The sequence below is a fragment of the Micromonospora sp. NPDC002389 genome, from assembly GCF_040296095.1.
Classification (GTDB): Bacteria; Actinomycetota; Actinomycetes; order Mycobacteriales; family Micromonosporaceae; genus Micromonospora.
The window spans coordinates 92,294-108,637 of record NZ_JBEOWP010000019.1 but is presented as its reverse complement, the minus strand read 5'-3'; the positions used below and the strand labels follow the sequence as shown (position 1 = coordinate 108,637).

Genomic DNA, 16,344 nt, shown 5'->3' with positions numbered 1-16,344 from the left:
ATGGGCCACACCCGTTCAGCATCACCCTCCACACAGGCTGCGGCACCACATACGGCCAGGTCAGACGCACATCAAACGACTACGCAAAGACCCTGCCTGACTGGTCAGACCGGCGAGACCGGTGGCCGGTTCCTCGGCGACGACCGGTCGGTAGCCGGTGGCGCGCAGCTCGGCCGTGGTCCGGGCCAGCCACGGCTCGGCGCCCATGGCGGCGAAACCGTCGCGGGCGGCGAGGAGATGGGTGCGGGCGGCCGACAGGTCCCGATGGCGGCGCAGCTTCTCGGCGTAGGCGAGCCGGATCCGCGACGCCTCGAACAGCCAACGCTCGGAGGCCGGGTCGTCAAGGGTCCGCGCGAGCCGGACACCGGCGTCGTCGCTGTCGAGCACGAGCGCGTCGACGCCGTGCTGCAGCAGCGTCATGCGGCTCGACAGGGCGGCCACGTCCGCCTCGCGCATGGCGTCGGCGTGTGCCCGGGCCTCCGTCATGCGCCCGGTGCGGACGGCGGCCTCCACCAGGTCGAACATCAGGTAGGTGCAGTTCGGCACGTACCGGGCGAGGACACCGGGAGGACTGGAGGCGGCGGCGTGCCGGTACGCGGACTCGAAGTCGCCCTGTGCGGCGGCGGCCAGCGTACGCGGGTGATGGGCGATGGCCGCCGCTCCCGCGACCCCGCGCGGCAGCGCCCAGTGGGTGATCTCGTCGGCCAGCTCGAAGGCTTCGCCGGACCGGCCCCGGCCGGCCGCGACGATGGCCCGGTTGTACAGGAAGTACCACGTCAGGAACACCAGACCGCTGTCGCCGCAGACCTGCTGCGCCTCGACGGCCAACGCCTCCGTCTCGTCCCACCGGCCGGTGAGGAAACCGTCCAGGCAGAGATGCATCATGGCGGCCAACTGCCGCCGTGGCGCCCCGCCGTCGCGTCCCTGCCGCACGAGTCGCCACGAATACTCGCGGTTCTCGCCCAACCGGTCGAGATAGACCGAGGCGGTGCCGATCCGCATGGCCCGGGTCAGATCCTCCTCCTCGGGCAACGACGCGATCAGCGCTTCCAGGTCCGGCAACGCCGCGGCCCCGGTGCGTACCGGATCGGGGAAGGTCCTGCTCAGCACCGAGAGGATGTCGGACGGACCCGGCGTGAACATCCCCAGCAGTCGGTGGAAGACGGCCCAGTGGTCGGGACTGCCGGCATACCAGGACAGCAACAGCAGCGTGTGCATGGCCTCGTCGAGCGCCGGATCGTCCGCCCGCCAGCCGTGCTCGCCCGTCTCGATCGCGCCGGCGAGCAGACGGTGCGCGGTGTGCACGTCGCCGTCACCATTGATCATCAGCAGGGCCGCAGCGCCGGCGGCGTGCAGCGCACCGGCCGAACCGACGCTCATCTCCCGCGAGCGGGCGAGCAGGGTGGTCGCGTCACCCGAGCCACCGGCCTCCGCGCCGATGTACGCCGCCTGCGCCAGTCGTCGTGCGGTGCTCTGCGCAGTGGCGCTCAACTCCGCCGCACGCATCAGCGCAGCGATGGCGGCCAGCGAGTCACCACGCTGCATGACGCGATGGGAGGCCCGCTCCAGTTCTGCCGCCACTGCCTCGTCCGGACCGGCGGCGGCTGCGGCCAGATGCCAGCTCCGACGTTCCGGATCGTCCGGCAACGCCTCGGCGACGGCCAGATGAGCCCGGCGCCGCTCCTCGTGCGTGGACGACGCCACGATCGCCGACTGGATGAGGGGATGCCGGAAGGTGATACGCCCGGTCGCGTCGTCGACCCGTACCAACTGGTGTCGTTCGGCCGGTGCCAGATGGGTCAGGTCGGTCATGCCCCGCAGGGTGCGGACGTCGCCGCTGCCCTCGAACGTGGCGAGCAGCAGCAGCAACCGGCTGGGCTCGGGCAGACCGGCGATGCGGTGGGCGAAGCCGGCCTGGAGCCGGTCGCTGAGCGGCACCACGTCCGCGAAGGTCGAAGGCTGCGTCGGGCCGGCCAGGGTCGCCGGCAGCTCGACCAGGGCCAGCGGGTTGCCCCGGGCGAGGTCGAGCAGGCGCCGCCGGGAACGCGGCGTCATGGTGGGGAAGTGCGAGTCCACCAGCCGGGTGGAGGCTTCGGTGCTCAGCGGCTCGACGGTGACCTCGGTGAGGCCACGGCGGTCGAGGAAGCTCTCGGTGCCGGTCCGGAAGGCGGCGATTACGCCGACCGGCGATTTCGCCACCCGTCGGGCGATGAAGCCGAGCGCGACGGCGCTGGACCGGTCGACCCACTGCACGTCGTCCACGATCAGCAGGACGGGCGCCTTCTTGGCGACGGTGGTGAGCAGGGACCGGGCGGCATTGCAGACCAGCAGCGCCGCAGGCGTCGGGCCGGAGCCGAAACCGAGCGCGACGGTGAGCGCGTCGCGCAGCGCCGGGGGCAGTCGCCGAATCTCGGCGTACAGCGGCAGCAGTAGTTGGTTGAGCGAGGAGTAGCTGACATCTGCCTCGAACTCCGAGCCGGACGCCCGCAACACCTGCAAGCCGGCCGCCTCGCCCAGGTCCGCCGCCGCGTCCAACAACGCCGACTTGCCGACACCGGGCTCGCCGCGCACCAACCGGACATCCCCGTCGCGCCGTACCGATTGCAGGAATTGGCCGATGCACGCCAGCTCCACCTCGCGCCCGACCAACAGCTCATGCGATGACGTCACACCGGGCACTACGACTGCGGGCGGTCAGGGTTCAGTCGCGTCGCCGACAGTTCTAGGCTGGAGCCGTGATCATAGACCGCTCGCGATGCTGATGAGGTCCGAGAGTCCGCCGGACGGTCCGCTCGTACGCTTCGCGGTGCTGGGGCCGGTGCAGGTGTGGCGCGGCGCAGGCGAGGTCGACCCGGGCTCACGCCAGCAGCGTCTGATCCTCGCGCTGCTCCTGGCGCGGGCCGGTCGGCCGGTCGGCATCACGGACTTCGTCAAGCTGTTGTGGGGCGAGCGGCCACCCCGAAGCGCGGTGAACATCGTGCACCTTCACCTGGGTACCCTTCGCCGGTTGTTCGAACCCGGCCTGCGCCCCCGCGCACCCGGCCGATGGCTCGTCGGTGACGCGGCCGGCTACCGCATGGTGGTCGACGCGGACGGGCTGGACCTGCTGCGCTTCCGCGACCTGGTACGCCGGGCGCGGGCCGCCGACGATCCTGCCCAGGCGTTGACGACCTACGTGGCGGCACTGCACCTGTCGCGCGGGCCGTGCGGTGGCGCGCCGGACCTGCTCAGCCATCCCGTCGCCGACTTCGAGGCGGTGGACAACGAGTACGCCGACGTGGTGGGTGAGGCCACCGACCTGGCACTGCGTGCCGGAACGGCCCGGGTGGTGCTACCGATGCTGCGGCGCGTCGCCACGCAGCGCCCGCTGGACGAAGCCGTGCAGGCCAGGTTGCTCCTCACGTTGTCCGAGGCCGGGCAACAGGCCGAGGCGATTGCTCTGTACCAGGAACTCCGTAGCCGACTGTCCGACGATCTCGGGATCGATCCGGGCCGGGAGCTCCAGGAGGCGTACCGGACCGTCCTGCGGCACGGTGCCGCCGAGATGCCGCCGCCTCCGCTGCCCGACGAGGGCTCGTCGACGGGCGACTTCTTCGTCAGTCCGGCCCAGCTACCGCCGGATCTGCCCCACTTCACGGGCCGCCGGGACAGTCTGCGCCGGGCGCTGGCGCTCATCCACGGCCGCACCGCCGCCGGTGCCTTGCGCATCGTGGTCTTCGAGGGCATCCCCGGCGTCGGCAAGACCAGCCTGGCGACCCATCTCGCCTACCGGTTGACCGACGAGTTCCCGGACGGCCAGCTCTATGCCGACCTCAGGGGCCTGGACCGGGACGCCGCGTTGGCCCCGGGAGAGGTGCTGCACTCGTTCCTGCACGCGTTGGGCGTCCGCGGCCCGGACATCCCCTCCAGCGAACTGGCCCGATCCGGGCTCTACCGCAGCATCCTGGCGGAGCGTCGGGTCCTGATCGTCCTGGACAACGTCCGCGACGCCGACCAGGTCCGGCCGTTGCTGCCCGGCGCTCCGGGAAACCTCGTTCTGGTCACCAGCCGACACTGCCTGTCCGGTCTCGCCGCGACACACGGAGCTCACGTGCTCGCGCTCGACGTCCTGCCGGACGACGAAGCGCGCGAGCTCGTGGTCTCACGCGTCGGGGCTGCGCGTGCCCTGGCCGACCGGCAGGCGCTGGACGAGATCGTCGACCGCTGTGCGGGACTTCCGCTGGCATTGGCCGTGGTGGCCGCCCGGACCCTGGCCCGCCCGGGACACCGGATGTCGGCCGTCGCGCGTGAACTGCGCGACGCCCAGGGCAGCCTCGACGGATTCGACGTCGGCGATCCCGACAGTGACCTGCGCGCCATCTTCTCCTGGTCCTATCGTGGCCTCAGCCCTTCGGCCGCCCGTCTCTTCCGCCTGCTGGCCCTGCATCCGGGCCCGGACTACACGCTCCCGGCGGCGGCCAGCCTGGCCGGTCTCGCCGTGCCGAAGGCCGGCGACGTGGTCGACGAGCTGTTGTGGAGCAGGCTCGTCACGGAACGTCGGCCCGGTCGGTACGGCACCCACGATCTGATCGCCGCGTACGCACGGGAGCTGCTGCACGAGACCGACTCCGCCGCGGAACGCGACGCTGCGGCGGACCGGCTGCTCCGCTATCACCGGCGTGCCGCCTACGCGGCCAACCGCTACCTCAACCACGAGATCGACGCGGACCCGCCCGCCGCGCACGACGGGGTCGTCGACGAGAACCCGCAGGACGCCGGCGAGGCCGTCGAGTGGTTCGCCGCCGAGCGCGAAGTGCTCAAAGCCGTCATGCGTCAGGCCAACGACAGAGGCCGGGTGTACGACGCCTGGCAGCTGGAACTCACGGTGCAGGGCTTCTACCAGCGTGACGGCTGGTGGCAGGAGTGGGCGACCGTGGTGCGCGAATGCCTGGACGCGGCCGAGAGCGCCGGTGACTCGAACGGTGCGGCGAACATGCTGCGCAGCCTGGCCGGAGCGCACTTCTCCCTCGGCGACAGCGCGTCCGCCCTGACCCTGTTGGAACGTGCCCTCGTGATCTTCATCGAGCTGGGCAACGCGTCCCGGGAATCGCTGACACTGCGCAATCTCGGCGAGGTCAACTTCGCGGTCGGTGACTACGACCGATCCGTTACCTGTCACCACGAGGCGCTGCGGATCGCCGAATCGCTCGGCGAGCAGGTATCCCAGGTGGATGTGCTGTGTCGTCTCGCCGACACGCGCTACGAACTCGGTGACCGCGCGGAGAGTTTCGAGACCCTCGGCCGTGCCCTGGCCATGAGCGAGAAACTCGCCAACAGTTCCCGCCGCAGCGAGTGCCACCTGCGGCGTGCGAACCTCTATCTGCGCGAGCGGCGGTACGCCGAGTCCCTGGCGGACTGGACCGCAGCCGACGAACTGTCCACCGCCGTCGGTGGCCGCGTACTCATGGTCCGGGCGAAGCTCGGCCTGGGGGACACCGCCTATGCGCTGGGGGACTGGCACGCCGCCCGGACGGCATGGCTGGCGGCCCTGAGCCTGAGCAACGACGCGGATCGGCGGCAGCAGGACGCGATCCGGCGTCGCCTGACCCGGCTGAGTCTCCACACCGACAGTGCCGCCTAGATGTAAGGAAGGGTCCCCTGCTAACGCCTGGTGTATAGCAGGGGACCCTTCCTTACATCAGAACGAGTACGCGCGGAAGGACTGGTACTTACCGGCGGGGAAGGTCCGGAACGTGCCGAGGTTCCACTGGAGACCCGTGCAGTTGGGCCCGCTGAAGGCACTGACCTGCTCGACGATGCGTTCCCCGGTCAGCGAGGCCGCGGTCGGCGGCATGGCCAGGCAGGTGCCGTCGGGCTCGGCGACGTGTAGCAGCAGCGTGGCGAACGTGCCCTCGAAGATGCTCAGCCCCGAGGGTGGGACGTCGACGGCGGCCTGCGCGGGCTGAGCGTACAGACCGACCGTGGCGGCGATGCCGGCCACGGTCAGGCCCGCGACGGTACGAATTCTCCGGCCCATGGTGTTGCCTCCCTGGATCGAGGTCCGTGTGGCGTGGTGTGGGTGCGCCACGGTCAGCTTTTCGCGGGCTCACGAGAATCGGCAATGGTATGAGTCGATGACTATGTAGACAGAAAATGATGGTCACAAGCGTGAACTTCGTGCGGCGACACACGTAGCCCGACCAGACGCCACGCGGCGATGTGGAGGAACAACGGCCGGCGGGGAAGCGCGCCGGGCATCCGTCGAACGACCTAACCGAGCCGTGCGCCGCCGCCGACCGTCGGGCACTCGTCGGTGGGTCGCGCCGGCCGGAAACAATCATCGAGAGCGGACAATCAAGGCGAAAGGGCACGTCATCCTGCGTCTCTTCCGCGCCGCGCCGACGTCTACGGCAGGCGGATGACTGATTCGGCGAGCGGCCCGGGAGCCGATCGTGGATCCATTGACGGCCGCCGTACGTGCCGTCACCGTCCACGTCGAGGAGACAGCTCATGAAGCCCACCATCGTCCTGATCCACGGAGCCTTCGCCGAGTCCGCCAGTTGGAAGGGCGTGATCAGCCGGCTACAGGCCGCGGGACACCGCACCATCGCGGCCGCGAATCCGCTGCGCAGCCTCTCCGGGGACGCCGCCGCGGTGTCCGACCTGCTGGCCACGATCGAGGGCCCGATCGTGCTGGTCGGCCACTCCTACGGCGGGGCCGTCGCCTCGAACGCCGCGACCGGCAACGACAACGTCAAGGCCCTCGTCTACGTCGCCGCGCTGGCCCCGGACAAGGGCGAGAACGTGCCCGACCTGACCGGAAAGTTCCCCGGCGCCACCCTCGGCGAGCACCTCTACGAGGTGCCGCTCGGCGACGGCACCGCCGACGTCTACGTCCGCCCGGAGAGCTACCACGAGCACTTCGGCGCGGACCTCACGGCGGAGCAGGCCGCCCTGGACGCCACCACCCAGCGGCCGTTCAACACCACCGCCCTCAACGAGGGGTCCGGCGAACCGGCCTGGAAGACGATCCCGTCCTGGTTCGTCTCCCCGGAACGGGACCTCGCCATCCCGATCGAGGTGTTCCGCTTCATGGCCGAGCGCGCCAACGCACGGGAGGCCGTCGAGGTGGCCGGCGCCTCGCACGCGCTTCCGACGTCGCAGCCGCAGGCGGTGGCCGACGTCATCCTCCGCGCCGCGACTGCCGTCTGACATCTCGTCCATACCCGACACCCGGCCTGCCGGCCGCATCCGATCGAAAGGATCCACCCATGAAGATCAACCTTGCCTTCCTGTCGAGGCGCGTGGCCCCCTGGACGGCCGTCGCCGCAGGAGTGGCGGTGGCCGCGCTGGTCGCCGGTTCCGCGCAGGCGGTGGCGGGGCACCGCCCCTGGACCAAGCCCACGGTGGTGTTGGTCCACGGCGCGTTCGCCGACTCGTCGAGCTGGAACGGCGTCATCACGCACCTGAAACGGGACGGCTATCCGGTGGTCGCGGCCGCCAATCCGCTGCGTGGCCTGCACGCCGACGCGGAACACCTGCGCAGTGTGCTGGACAGCGTGCGGGGCCCGATCGTGCTGGCCGGTCACTCCTACGGCGGATCGGTGATGAGCGAGGCCGCCGACGGCGACACCGACGTCACCGCACTGGTCTACATCGCGAGCTTCGCCCCGGAGCAGGGGGAGAGCACCTCGGCCCTGGCCGCGAAGTTCCCGGGCGGGCAACTGGGACCGGCCCTGGACTCCGTGCCGGTGTCGATCCCGGGCGCCGGTCCGGGCACCGACCTCTACATCAAGCAGGACCAGTTCCGGCGGGTGTTCGCGGCCGACGTCCCACGGAACGTCACCGATCTGATGGCCGTCACCCAGCGGCCGATCACCAGTGCCGCGCTGGACGACACGGCCACCAGGACGGCGTGGAAGTCCATCCGGTCCTGGTTCATGGTGACCACGCAGGACCTGGCCATCCCGGCCGACTCGATGCGGTTCATGGCCGAGCGGGCCGGGTCGCACACCGTCGAGATCACGGCCTCCCACGCGGTCACGGTCTCGAAGCCGCATGCCGTGGCCGATCTGATCGACACGGCGGCCCGCGCCACCACGCGCTGACCGACCGAGCCTGTTCGCAACACCCGTCCCCCGTCGGCGGCGCGCTGGGATCAGCGCGCCGCCGACGGCGTACCGGTCAGAACGTGGCGATCGGGTTGACCGGGCTACCGGACGTCCCGGCCAGGCGGACCGGCGCGACGGCGAGCTGGAAGTCCCACTGACCGAGGTCGGCGGCGGTCGTCGCGCACGCCTCCAGGTCGCAGTTGTCGAGCAACCACAGACCCATCGCGACGAGGCTCACGGTGTGCACCGGCATCAAGACGTCGTCGTATCCCGACGGCTGGACATCCTGCGGAGTGTCCGCGCCGATCAGTGCGACCTGGCGCTCGTGCAGCCACGGCAGGCAGGACGCGTGCCAGCCGGCCTGGGTGACACCGCCGGCCGTACCGCCCTCGTGGCGGACCCGACCACGGCCGGTCCGCAACAGCACCGCGTCGCCGGACCCCACCCGTACGCCCTGCCGGCGCTCGGCCTCCTCGAGATCCTCGGGGAACACGGCCTGCCCCGGCTCCCACCACGGCACGTCCCGGGCCCTCGCCACGTCCAGCAGGACACCACGGGTGACGATCCCGTTCGCCGCCGCCGTGACGGCCGCCCACGCCGACCCCGTCGCGGCGTCCACCAACGCGTGCGACCGCCCGTTGTACATCACGCCGTCCCAGAAGATGTGACACGGCGAGTCGAGGTGGGTGACGGTGTTGCCGTGGAACGAGAGGCTGAGCCGCTCGGACGAGAAGCCCCAGCGCCGGTCGGCGTGGAAGGCGGGCGGCATGTTCTCGGCACCCGGCATGTCGGCGGCACACGGGCACGCCGTCGTCGACCGCTCCATCTCTCCCGGCACGGCGACCTCCCACGCGCACGACACGCTCCGGCCGTGGCGTACGGCCCGCGCCGCCGCCAACCGGACGTCGTCGGTGATGTGGTTGAGCGTGCCGAGCTGGTCGTCGTCGCCCCACCGACCCCAGTTCGACAGCGTGTCGAAATACCCGAGCACGTCCTCCTGGGTGGGCCTCGGCCGCTCTGCCGTCATCGAAGCATCGACTCCTCCGGTCACGCGGTCGCCGGACACCGCAGGCAGGCTATCCCGTCCCTCCCGCACACCTGCCACACCGCGCCGGGAGGGACGACGCAAGGGACCGTCCGGTGTCGTACGAACAGGGACGTGCCGGGTGCGCGAAGCGCTCTGGCGGAGGCACTCGCCGGTGTGGCAGCATCGGCAGCGGTCATGAGTGTCAGCGTCAAGGCCCCGGCCTGCTGACCGGCAACCCTCGTACATCCGCGGTGGGGTGCCTCCGGGTGAGGACCAGGCCGCCGGCGATCGCCGGAGAGGCAAGCGCGGACCCGCACGGGTCCACTGTCACAAAGGACCAGTGTGCCCACGATCGCTCCTGCCGTGCTCGGCGACGACCTGCCTGTCCGCCTGTCCGACGGCACCACCGTCACGTACGCCAACCTCGACTACGCCGCCACCGCGCCCTGTCTCGCCACGGTCGCCGACGCGGTCACCGAGCTGCTGCCCTGGTACGCCAGCGTGCACCGGGGTGCCGGCGCCGCCTCGCGTCGGTGCACGCTGGCATACGAGCAGTCCCGCCAGACCGTCGCGGACTTCCTCGACGTCCGGCCGGACGACCACGTGATCTTCACCCGGAACACCACCGACGCGATGAACTTGCTCGCCCGGGCACTGCCACCGCACACCACCGTGGTGACCTGGGCCGGCGAACATCACGCGAACCTCCTGGCCTGGCCGAACGTGCACCGACTGCCGGTGCCCACCGACCTGCCCGAGGTGACGTCCGGGCTGACCCGTGCACTGGCCGACCTGGCCAGCGCGGGGCCGGTGCTGGTGGCGGTCACCGGCGCGTCCAACGTCACCGGAGAGGTCTGGCCGATAGCCGAGATCGCGGAGATCGCGCATCGACACGGCGCGCGGATCGTCGTCGACGCCGCCCAGTTGGCCCCGCACCGCGCGGTCTCCATGGCCGGCGCCGACATCGACTACCTGGCGCTGTCCGGGCACAAGCTGTACGCGCCGTTCGGCGCGGGGGTCCTGGCCGGCCGCGCCGACTGGCTCGACGCCGCCGACCCGTACCTGTCCGGCGGCGGGGCCACCAGGCACGTCGGCGACGATCCCGCCGAGGTGCAGTGGCAGACCGGCCCGGCTCGCCACGAGGCCGGCACACCGAATCTGCTGGGCGCGGTGGCGCTCGCCGCCGCCTGCGCCACGATCTCCGCCGCCGCGCCGGACGTTCTCGCCCGCCACGAGCAGGAGCTGCTGACCCGGTTGCGCGACGGGCTCGGCACCCTGCCGCAGGTGGCGGAGCTGCGCACGTTCGACGTCGACCACGACCGGGTCGGCATCGTCAGCTTCACGGTCGCCGACCGGCAGGCCGCCGACATCACCCACCGGCTTTCCGCCGAGCACGGGATCGGCGTACGCGACGGCTTGTTCTGCGCCCACCCGCTCACCCGGAAGCTGCTGGCCGGCGCCGCCGAGCGGCTCGGCCGCCCCACCGACGGGTACGCGATCCGGGCCAGCATCGGCATCGGCACGACCGTCGAGCACGTCGACCGGCTCCTACGCGGGCTACGCGAGGTCGTGACCTCGACTGCGGAGTAGTAAGCCGTCTTCGCGGTGTGCCGTCAGGTGCTCAGGTGCGCGGCGAGGCGCAGCGCCAGCGCCGCCAACGTCAGCGTCGGGTTGGCCGCCGGTGAGTTGGGGAAGACGGACAGGTCGCAGACGTAGAGGTTGCGGTGGCCGACGACGCGTAGGTCCTCGTCGACGACCCCCGGCCGCTCCCGGCCCGAGGTGCCGCGACCCATCCGCATGGTGCCGACCTCGTGCGACACTCCACCGAGCGGAGCCCAGAGCTGCTCGTACACCTCGCCGCCGAAGGCGGACACCACGTCGGCGGTGATCTTGTCGAGGGCGTCCTGGACCTGGCGGGCGCGCGGGCTGGGATGGATGCGAATGGTGGGCAGCGCGGCGGGCTTCACGCCGTCCGGCCGGGACTCGGTCCGGGTGACGGCGTTCTGCTCGACCAGCGGCGCCTCGACCATGAACACCAGCTCGCCCGGCATCTTCCCGTCGACGGTGGCCAGGTTCGCGCCGGTGAACTCCAGGGCGTTGACGAAGCGGAACTGGTTCAGGTTCGCACCCAGGTCCAGCGTGACGCTGTACGGGTGGACGGGTTCGACGTCGGCGGCGTCGGTGAGTTGCCGGGAGACGGTCTTGCTGGAGTCGAACCGGCTGTACCAGTCGCCGCCCTGCCGCACCCAGAACTTCACCACGTGGATGGGGTGGTCGGTGATGCCGCGCCCGACCAGCGGATTGTCCTCGGCGAGGCCGGACGCCTGGGCGACGGTGGCAGTGCCGACCGTGCCGGCGGCCAGCACCACCACGCCGTCGTCGGCCAGTCGGTAGGTGCGGTCCCGGCCGGCCAGGTGGTCGTACGCGACCACACCGGTGACCTCGTCCGCCGCCCGCTCGACCCCGACCACCTCGTGGTTCAGGTGTACCCGCAGGTTGCCGAAGCGGTCGTCCTGCATGGCGCGGCTGAGCAGCAGTTCGGCCGCCGACCAGATACCCGCCGGCACCGCCCCGGGGACCGGGCCGCAGTACTCGATCGCCATCGGCGGATCGAAGTGCCGGAACTCGGCCAACGCCGGCAACTCCCGCAACTTTGCCTTGACCATCGTCTGGTACGACGACGGGACCAGGGGAGTGACGCGGGTCAGTTGCTCCGCGCGGTCGTACCAGACGTCGCACAGCTCGTCGCGGACCGTCTCCGGCCAGTCGCGGAACTCCCAGCGGTGCATCCGGGGTGCCGAGGCTCCCCAGAAGAGGGTCCGGCCGCCGAGGTTGAAGCCCTGGGCGATCCGTGCCCTGGCGCTCTCGGTGTCGGCGGCCCGCCAGCGCCGTCGCCCGAAGGCACCCCAGTGGTGGAAGATGTTGGGGTACACGTCGGGACCGACCGGTTGGTACCGGGCCAGGTTGCCGGTGTGCGTACCGAACAGGTAGCTGCCGGCCTCCAGCAGCAGGACGCGCGGTGGTCGGCCGCCCCGCCACGGCGTCTCGGCGAGTTGGTACGCCAGGGTGCCGCCGCCGGCGCCGGAGCCGACGACGATGACGTCGTAGCGCTGGTCGGAGTCCGGGTCGCCGGGGAAGAAGTGCCGGGCGACGTGCGTCTCGCCGACGAGGATGTCGTGGTGCCGTGCGAAGTGGACCCGCCCGTCGATGCGGCAGGTCGGGGCGGCCAGGTCGGCGGCGGTCAGGTGAAGCGGCCCGTCGAGCTGGGGGTCACCGTCGAGGAGGACGACGACGTCGACGCCGTCGGGATGCGCCGCCGGATCGAGCGTGGTCGTCCAGTCGCCGGGCGGCTCGTCGTACCGGAAGTCCTGCGTGCCGCCGCCGACGATCCGCAACCGGAGGTGGTCGTCCGGCCGCAGCGCCGGCATCCGCAGGACCACCGTGCACACCGCGTCCATGCTCACGCTCCGTCACCCCCTCTCGCTCCCGCCGGCATTCCCTCGCGGTCGTGCCGGTGATCCGTGTCCGACTCCCGGGTCCGATGGCGCCGGATCTCCTCGACGGCCTGCCGCAGCACCCGCACCTCGGTGTCGAAGATCCGCTCCAGGCGCGGCATGGCCTCCTCGTCGAACCGGGAGGACCGTCCCTTCTGCTCGTGCCACAGCATCCCGTTGCGCAACGCCACCGCGTCGGTCTGCATCGCACGGCAGTCGTCCACCAGCGGGGACAGTGCCGGGGCGAGTTCGGCCAGACGGACGAAACGCTCCGTCATCAGCCGCTTGTGCTCCCACAACACGTGCAGGTACCGGATGTCGTACGCGGCGTCGCCGGTGAGGTAGTCGCGCAGATATCCACGGATCGGCGCGTAGGAGTCGACACCGTACGCCCGGTCCCACTCCTCCTGGAGCATGTCGACCCGGCGGCTCGGATTGGCGCCGGACAGGTACTCCTCGAACGCGCCGCCCACCACGTGCAGCCGCATCCGATAGCTGGCGTCCGGGCGTACCCGGTAGAAGTAGACCTGGAAGCAGTCGTTCTCCACCTCGTCCAGGCTCGCGTACGCGCGGGCGACGTCGTCCTGCCCGACCGTGGTGGTCCGCAGCGACCCGTTGGCCGTGTAGCCGTAGATGGTGAAGGTGCCCTCGTCGTCGTCGACGCCGCTGAGCAGCACGTCGTGGGTCTGGTGCCACTGCTGGTAGGGCGCCCGGCCGGGCAGGTGGTGCTCGTCCAGGTTGAGATAGGGGTAGTAGCCGGCACCGATGGAGTCGCGGCAGAGCGCGACGATGTCCCCGCCGACGCAGGCGACCCACTCGCGGCTGGTCCGGACCACCTCCAGCCACGGACTGACCGCGTAGTCGTAGAGATAGAAACCGAACGGCACCGGCGAGTCCGGCGCCTTCGGATCGAAGGCGACGTGGATGTAGTTGCTCAGGATCCAGTCCCGGGCCCGGGCCTCGGTGGCCAGGATCGCCAACGGGAAGGCATAGAACTGGTAGCCCCGCGCCAGCGGCTCACCGAGCGGCAGCTGTCTTCTCATACCGATGCCTCTCCTCTCAGCTACCGGTCATCTCGTACCGGCGGATGCCCATGCTCCAGATGCCGTAACCGACGCACAGCGCGCCCGCCGCCACCAGCGGGGTGAGCCAGACCAACCGGCCGTCGCCGCCGAGCAGGAATTCCACCGGGATGTACGCCGTGAACGCGAACGGCAGCACCCACGTCAACACGTGCCGCAGCACGCCCGGGTAGATCTCCAGCGGAAACGCGGCGAACTCGGAGAGCTGGTTGGCGGCGTGCATCGCCGGTTGGCTGGTGATCGTCCAGAAGGCGATCGAGGCGAAGATGAGCTTGATCCCGGTGTAGATCAGCGTGCCGCAGACGACCAGACCGGCACCGACCAGGACCATCTCGGCGTCGACGTCCAGCCCCAGCCGTCGGCCCGCGTACCCGAGCAGCGCGAACCCGACCAGCAACTCGCCGAGCGCGTCGGGCCAGAAGAACCGCTCCGACAGGACGCTGAACAGCGGGTTCACCGGCCGGATCAGATGCCGGTAGAAGTCGCCGCTGCGGATCAACTGCCAGGCGACCACCCACAGGTAGTCGGTGAAGAGCCGGTCCAGCCCGCGCGGCAGCAGCGCGAAGCCGAGCAGGAACAACACCTTGTCCAGTGACCAGCCGCCGACCGTGGGCACCAACTGGAAGATGCTGCCGATCAGCAGGACCTGGACGCCGACCCGGAGCAGGAAACCGACGCCGCCGAGCAGGAAGTCGGTGCGGTACGCCACGAGCCGCCGGAGGCTGACCCCGCCGAGGAACCAGGTCAGCCGCGCGTAGCGCAGCGGGGAACGGCGCGGCGTGCGCGCGGGGCGGGTCATCCGCCGAGCACCTGTACGCGTCGGACGAACACCCGCCACAGCAGCGCGCACGCGCCCGCGAGTAGCACCGCCCAGCCCACCTGACCGGCCAGGATGACCGCCGCGTCGGACGCGCCGTCGTAGCGGCCGGTCAGCAGGCGGACCGGCGCGTACACCATGGACTGGAAGGGCAGGACCGAGGCGACGGCGGCCAGCGGCGCCGGCATCAGGTCGAGTGGTACGAGCTGACCGGCGAAGAACACCACGACGCTCTCCTTGACGATGCGGATGCCCCAGATGTTGGTGGTGACGATGCCGCAGAGCCCGACCAGCATGTTGAGGCTGAACGCGATGACCGCCGAGGACGGCACCGCCGCCAGGAACAGCAGCAGGTCCACCGGGGCCGGGGACTGCAGGGGAAAGAGCACCGCAAAGATCAGCAACGTGGGCAGGCCCACCATCAGCAGATTCGTGATCAGCACCGGCAGTGCGGTGAAGATCCGCATCACCGGGTAGCTGACCGGGCGGATCAGCGCGACGGCGATGTCGCCGCGCAGGATGTCCTGCCCGATCTCGCTGTCGACCTGGTTGGCGTGCAGCACGCCGAGCACCTGGGCGGCGATCAGATAGGTGGTGATGCCCTCGATCCCGAAACCGCCGGGACCCGCGTCGGGGCTGGCCGCATAGACCGCACGCCACAAGAAGACCACCACCGCCGTACTGGTCGCCGTGGTGGCCAGGCTGACGAAGAAGCTCGCCCGGTACTGCAGGGTCGCCTGCAGGCCGCTGACCGCGAACGGCAGGTAGCGGCGCAGACGGGGAGAGCGGACACCGACCGTCATTCAGCCGTGCTCCGCCGGCTGACGACCACCGTAGATCTCCCGCAGCACCGTCTGCAGGTCCGGCTCCGGTGCGAAACAGTCGGTCACGTCGAAGCGGTGCAACACCCAGGTGAGTACCTCCCGGGCGGTGAGCCGGTCGACGGGGAAGTCGATCGTCACCCGCCGTTGGTCGTCGACGGTGACGGTGGTGCCGGTCAGTGCCTCCTCGATCTGGGCCGCCACCTGGTCGGGCGACTCGTCTCCCCGATGGTCGAAGTGCACCGCCCGGTGGCGGGCCGTGCGCAGCAGCGCCGCGAGCGTGCCCTGGTGCACGATCCGGCCCTGGTCGACCACCAGCACCTGGTCGCAGATGGCGGAGATGTCACTGATGTCGTGGCTGGTGAGGAAGATCGTCGTGCCGTGTTCCCGGTTGATCTGGTTGGCCAGCGACCGGACGGCCTCCTTGAGCACCAGGTCCAGACCGATCGTGGGTTCGTCCCAGAAGACCACGGCCGGGGTGTGCAGCAGGCTGGCGGCGATCTCCGCGCGCATCCGCTGCCCGAGGCTGAGCTCCCGGATCGGGGTGTTGCCCAGCGCGTCGATGTCGAGCACGTCCCGGAACAGCGACAGGTTGCGCCGGTAGACGGCCTCGTCGATGTCGTAGATGTGTTTGAGGATCCGGAAGGAGTCCGGCACCGACAGGTCCCACCACAGTTGGCTGCGATGGCCGAACACGACACCGATGTTGCCGCTGTTGCGGACACGTTCGCGGTACGGCTCGATCCCGTCGACCGTGCACCGCCCGCTGGTCGGGGTCGTCACGCCGGTCAGCAGCTTGACCGTGGTGGACTTACCGGCACCGTTCGCCCCGAGGTACGCCACCCGGGTCCCGGCCGACACCTCGAAGGAGACCTCGTCCACCGCGGTCACCGTGGTGTGACGCCGACTGAACAGGGTCCGCAGACTGCCCAGGACGCCCGGCTCGCGCTCGTACCGCCGGAACGTCTTGGAGAGCCCCTCCGCCCTGATCACCGCGCGTCGGCCCGGCCGCG

General features: G+C 70.7%; 12 protein-coding genes and 1 riboswitch. Of the genes, 4 read left to right on the top strand and 8 right to left on the bottom strand.

Annotation, left to right across the window (positions count from 1 at the left end; translation table 11 throughout):
• Window positions 1–60 precede the first annotated feature (60 nt).
• A complete protein-coding gene (locus ABT008_RS27255) occupies window positions 61–2,670 on the bottom strand; it encodes an ATP-binding protein (RefSeq protein ID WP_350699685.1) in 2,610 nt (869 codons plus the stop codon).
• 85 nt (window positions 2,671–2,755) lie between these two features.
• On the opposite strand from ABT008_RS27255, the gene ABT008_RS27250 reads away from it, so the two are divergent.
• A complete protein-coding gene (locus ABT008_RS27250; protein WP_350699684.1) occupies window positions 2,756–5,620 on the top strand; it encodes an AfsR/SARP family transcriptional regulator in 2,865 nt (954 codons plus the stop codon).
• 57 nt (window positions 5,621–5,677) lie between these two features.
• Here ABT008_RS27250 and ABT008_RS27245 read toward each other — a convergent pair whose 3' ends face one another.
• A complete protein-coding gene (locus ABT008_RS27245; RefSeq protein WP_350699682.1) occupies window positions 5,678–6,016 on the bottom strand; it encodes a hypothetical protein in 339 nt (112 codons plus the stop codon).
• 473 nt (window positions 6,017–6,489) lie between these two features.
• On the opposite strand from ABT008_RS27245, the gene ABT008_RS27240 reads away from it, so the two are divergent.
• Both ABT008_RS27240 and ABT008_RS27235 read left to right on the top strand, forming a co-directional pair.
• Window positions 6,490–7,191 (top strand): alpha/beta fold hydrolase, encoded by a 702-nt coding sequence (locus ABT008_RS27240; protein ID WP_350699680.1) that lies wholly within the window; start codon window positions 6,490–6,492, stop codon window positions 7,189–7,191.
• Window positions 7,192–7,250: 59 nt separating this feature from the next.
• Window positions 7,251–8,087 carry an alpha/beta fold hydrolase gene (locus ABT008_RS27235; protein ID WP_350699678.1) on the top strand — a complete coding sequence of 279 codons (837 nt, stop codon included), beginning with the start codon at window positions 7,251–7,253 and terminating at the stop codon, window positions 8,085–8,087.
• Window positions 8,088–8,163: 76 nt separating this feature from the next.
• Here ABT008_RS27235 and ABT008_RS27230 read toward each other — a convergent pair whose 3' ends face one another.
• Complete coding sequence (locus ABT008_RS27230; protein ID WP_350699676.1) at window positions 8,164–9,117, bottom strand: cyclase family protein; 954 nt, start codon at window positions 9,115–9,117, stop codon at window positions 8,164–8,166.
• 191 nt (window positions 9,118–9,308) lie between these two features.
• Window positions 9,309–9,429, top strand: a riboswitch (SAM riboswitch).
• A 51-nt stretch (window positions 9,430–9,480) separates the two neighbouring features.
• On the opposite strand from ABT008_RS27230, the gene ABT008_RS27225 reads away from it, so the two are divergent.
• Window positions 9,481–10,707, top strand: a complete 1,227-nt coding sequence (locus ABT008_RS27225; protein WP_350699694.1) for an aminotransferase class V-fold PLP-dependent enzyme — start codon at window positions 9,481–9,483, stop codon at window positions 10,705–10,707.
• Window positions 10,708–10,730: 23 nt separating this feature from the next.
• Here ABT008_RS27225 and ABT008_RS27220 read toward each other — a convergent pair whose 3' ends face one another.
• The 5 genes from ABT008_RS27220 to ABT008_RS27200 are packed head-to-tail and all read right to left on the bottom strand — an operon-like array spanning window position 10,731 to window position 16,324.
• On the bottom strand, window positions 10,731–12,575 hold the full coding sequence (locus tag ABT008_RS27220; RefSeq protein WP_350699693.1) for a GMC oxidoreductase: 1,845 nt from the start codon (window positions 12,573–12,575) through the stop codon (window positions 10,731–10,733).
• Between the two features lie 2 nt (window positions 12,576–12,577).
• Window positions 12,578–13,654: a hypothetical protein gene (locus tag ABT008_RS27215; protein WP_350699674.1), complete on the bottom strand. Its 1,077-nt coding sequence runs from the start codon at window positions 13,652–13,654 to the stop codon at window positions 12,578–12,580.
• A gap of 16 nt (window positions 13,655–13,670) precedes the next feature.
• Complete coding sequence (locus tag ABT008_RS27210; RefSeq protein WP_350699672.1) at window positions 13,671–14,492, bottom strand: ABC transporter permease; 822 nt, start codon at window positions 14,490–14,492, stop codon at window positions 13,671–13,673.
• Window positions 14,489–15,313 carry an ABC transporter permease gene (locus ABT008_RS27205; RefSeq protein ID WP_350699671.1) on the bottom strand — a complete coding sequence of 275 codons (825 nt, stop codon included), beginning with the start codon at window positions 15,311–15,313 and terminating at the stop codon, window positions 14,489–14,491. Before ABT008_RS27205 ends, ABT008_RS27210 begins: the two co-directional genes overlap by 4 nt.
• On the bottom strand, window positions 15,314–16,324 hold the full coding sequence (locus ABT008_RS27200) for an ABC transporter ATP-binding protein (RefSeq protein WP_350699669.1): 1,011 nt from the start codon (window positions 16,322–16,324) through the stop codon (window positions 15,314–15,316).
• Window positions 16,325–16,344 lie beyond the last annotated feature (20 nt).

Coding starts and splice junctions, on each gene's coding strand:
- ABT008_RS27250 (WP_350699684.1), top strand. CDS start 2,756: ATGCTGATGAGGTCCGAGAGTCCGCCGGACGGTCCGCTCGTACGCTTC.
- ABT008_RS27245 (WP_350699682.1), bottom strand. CDS start 6,016: ATGGGCCGGAGAATTCGTACCGTCGCGGGCCTGACCGTGGCCGGCATC.
- ABT008_RS27240 (WP_350699680.1), top strand. CDS start 6,490: ATGAAGCCCACCATCGTCCTGATCCACGGAGCCTTCGCCGAGTCCGCC.
- ABT008_RS27235 (WP_350699678.1), top strand. CDS start 7,251: ATGAAGATCAACCTTGCCTTCCTGTCGAGGCGCGTGGCCCCCTGGACG.
- ABT008_RS27230 (WP_350699676.1), bottom strand. CDS start 9,117: ATGACGGCAGAGCGGCCGAGGCCCACCCAGGAGGACGTGCTCGGGTAT.
- ABT008_RS27220 (WP_350699693.1), bottom strand. CDS start 12,575: ATGGACGCGGTGTGCACGGTGGTCCTGCGGATGCCGGCGCTGCGGCCG.
- ABT008_RS27215 (WP_350699674.1), bottom strand. CDS start 13,654: ATGAGAAGACAGCTGCCGCTCGGTGAGCCGCTGGCGCGGGGCTACCAG.
- ABT008_RS27210 (WP_350699672.1), bottom strand. CDS start 14,492: ATGACCCGCCCCGCGCGCACGCCGCGCCGTTCCCCGCTGCGCTACGCG.
- ABT008_RS27205 (WP_350699671.1), bottom strand. CDS start 15,313: ATGACGGTCGGTGTCCGCTCTCCCCGTCTGCGCCGCTACCTGCCGTTC.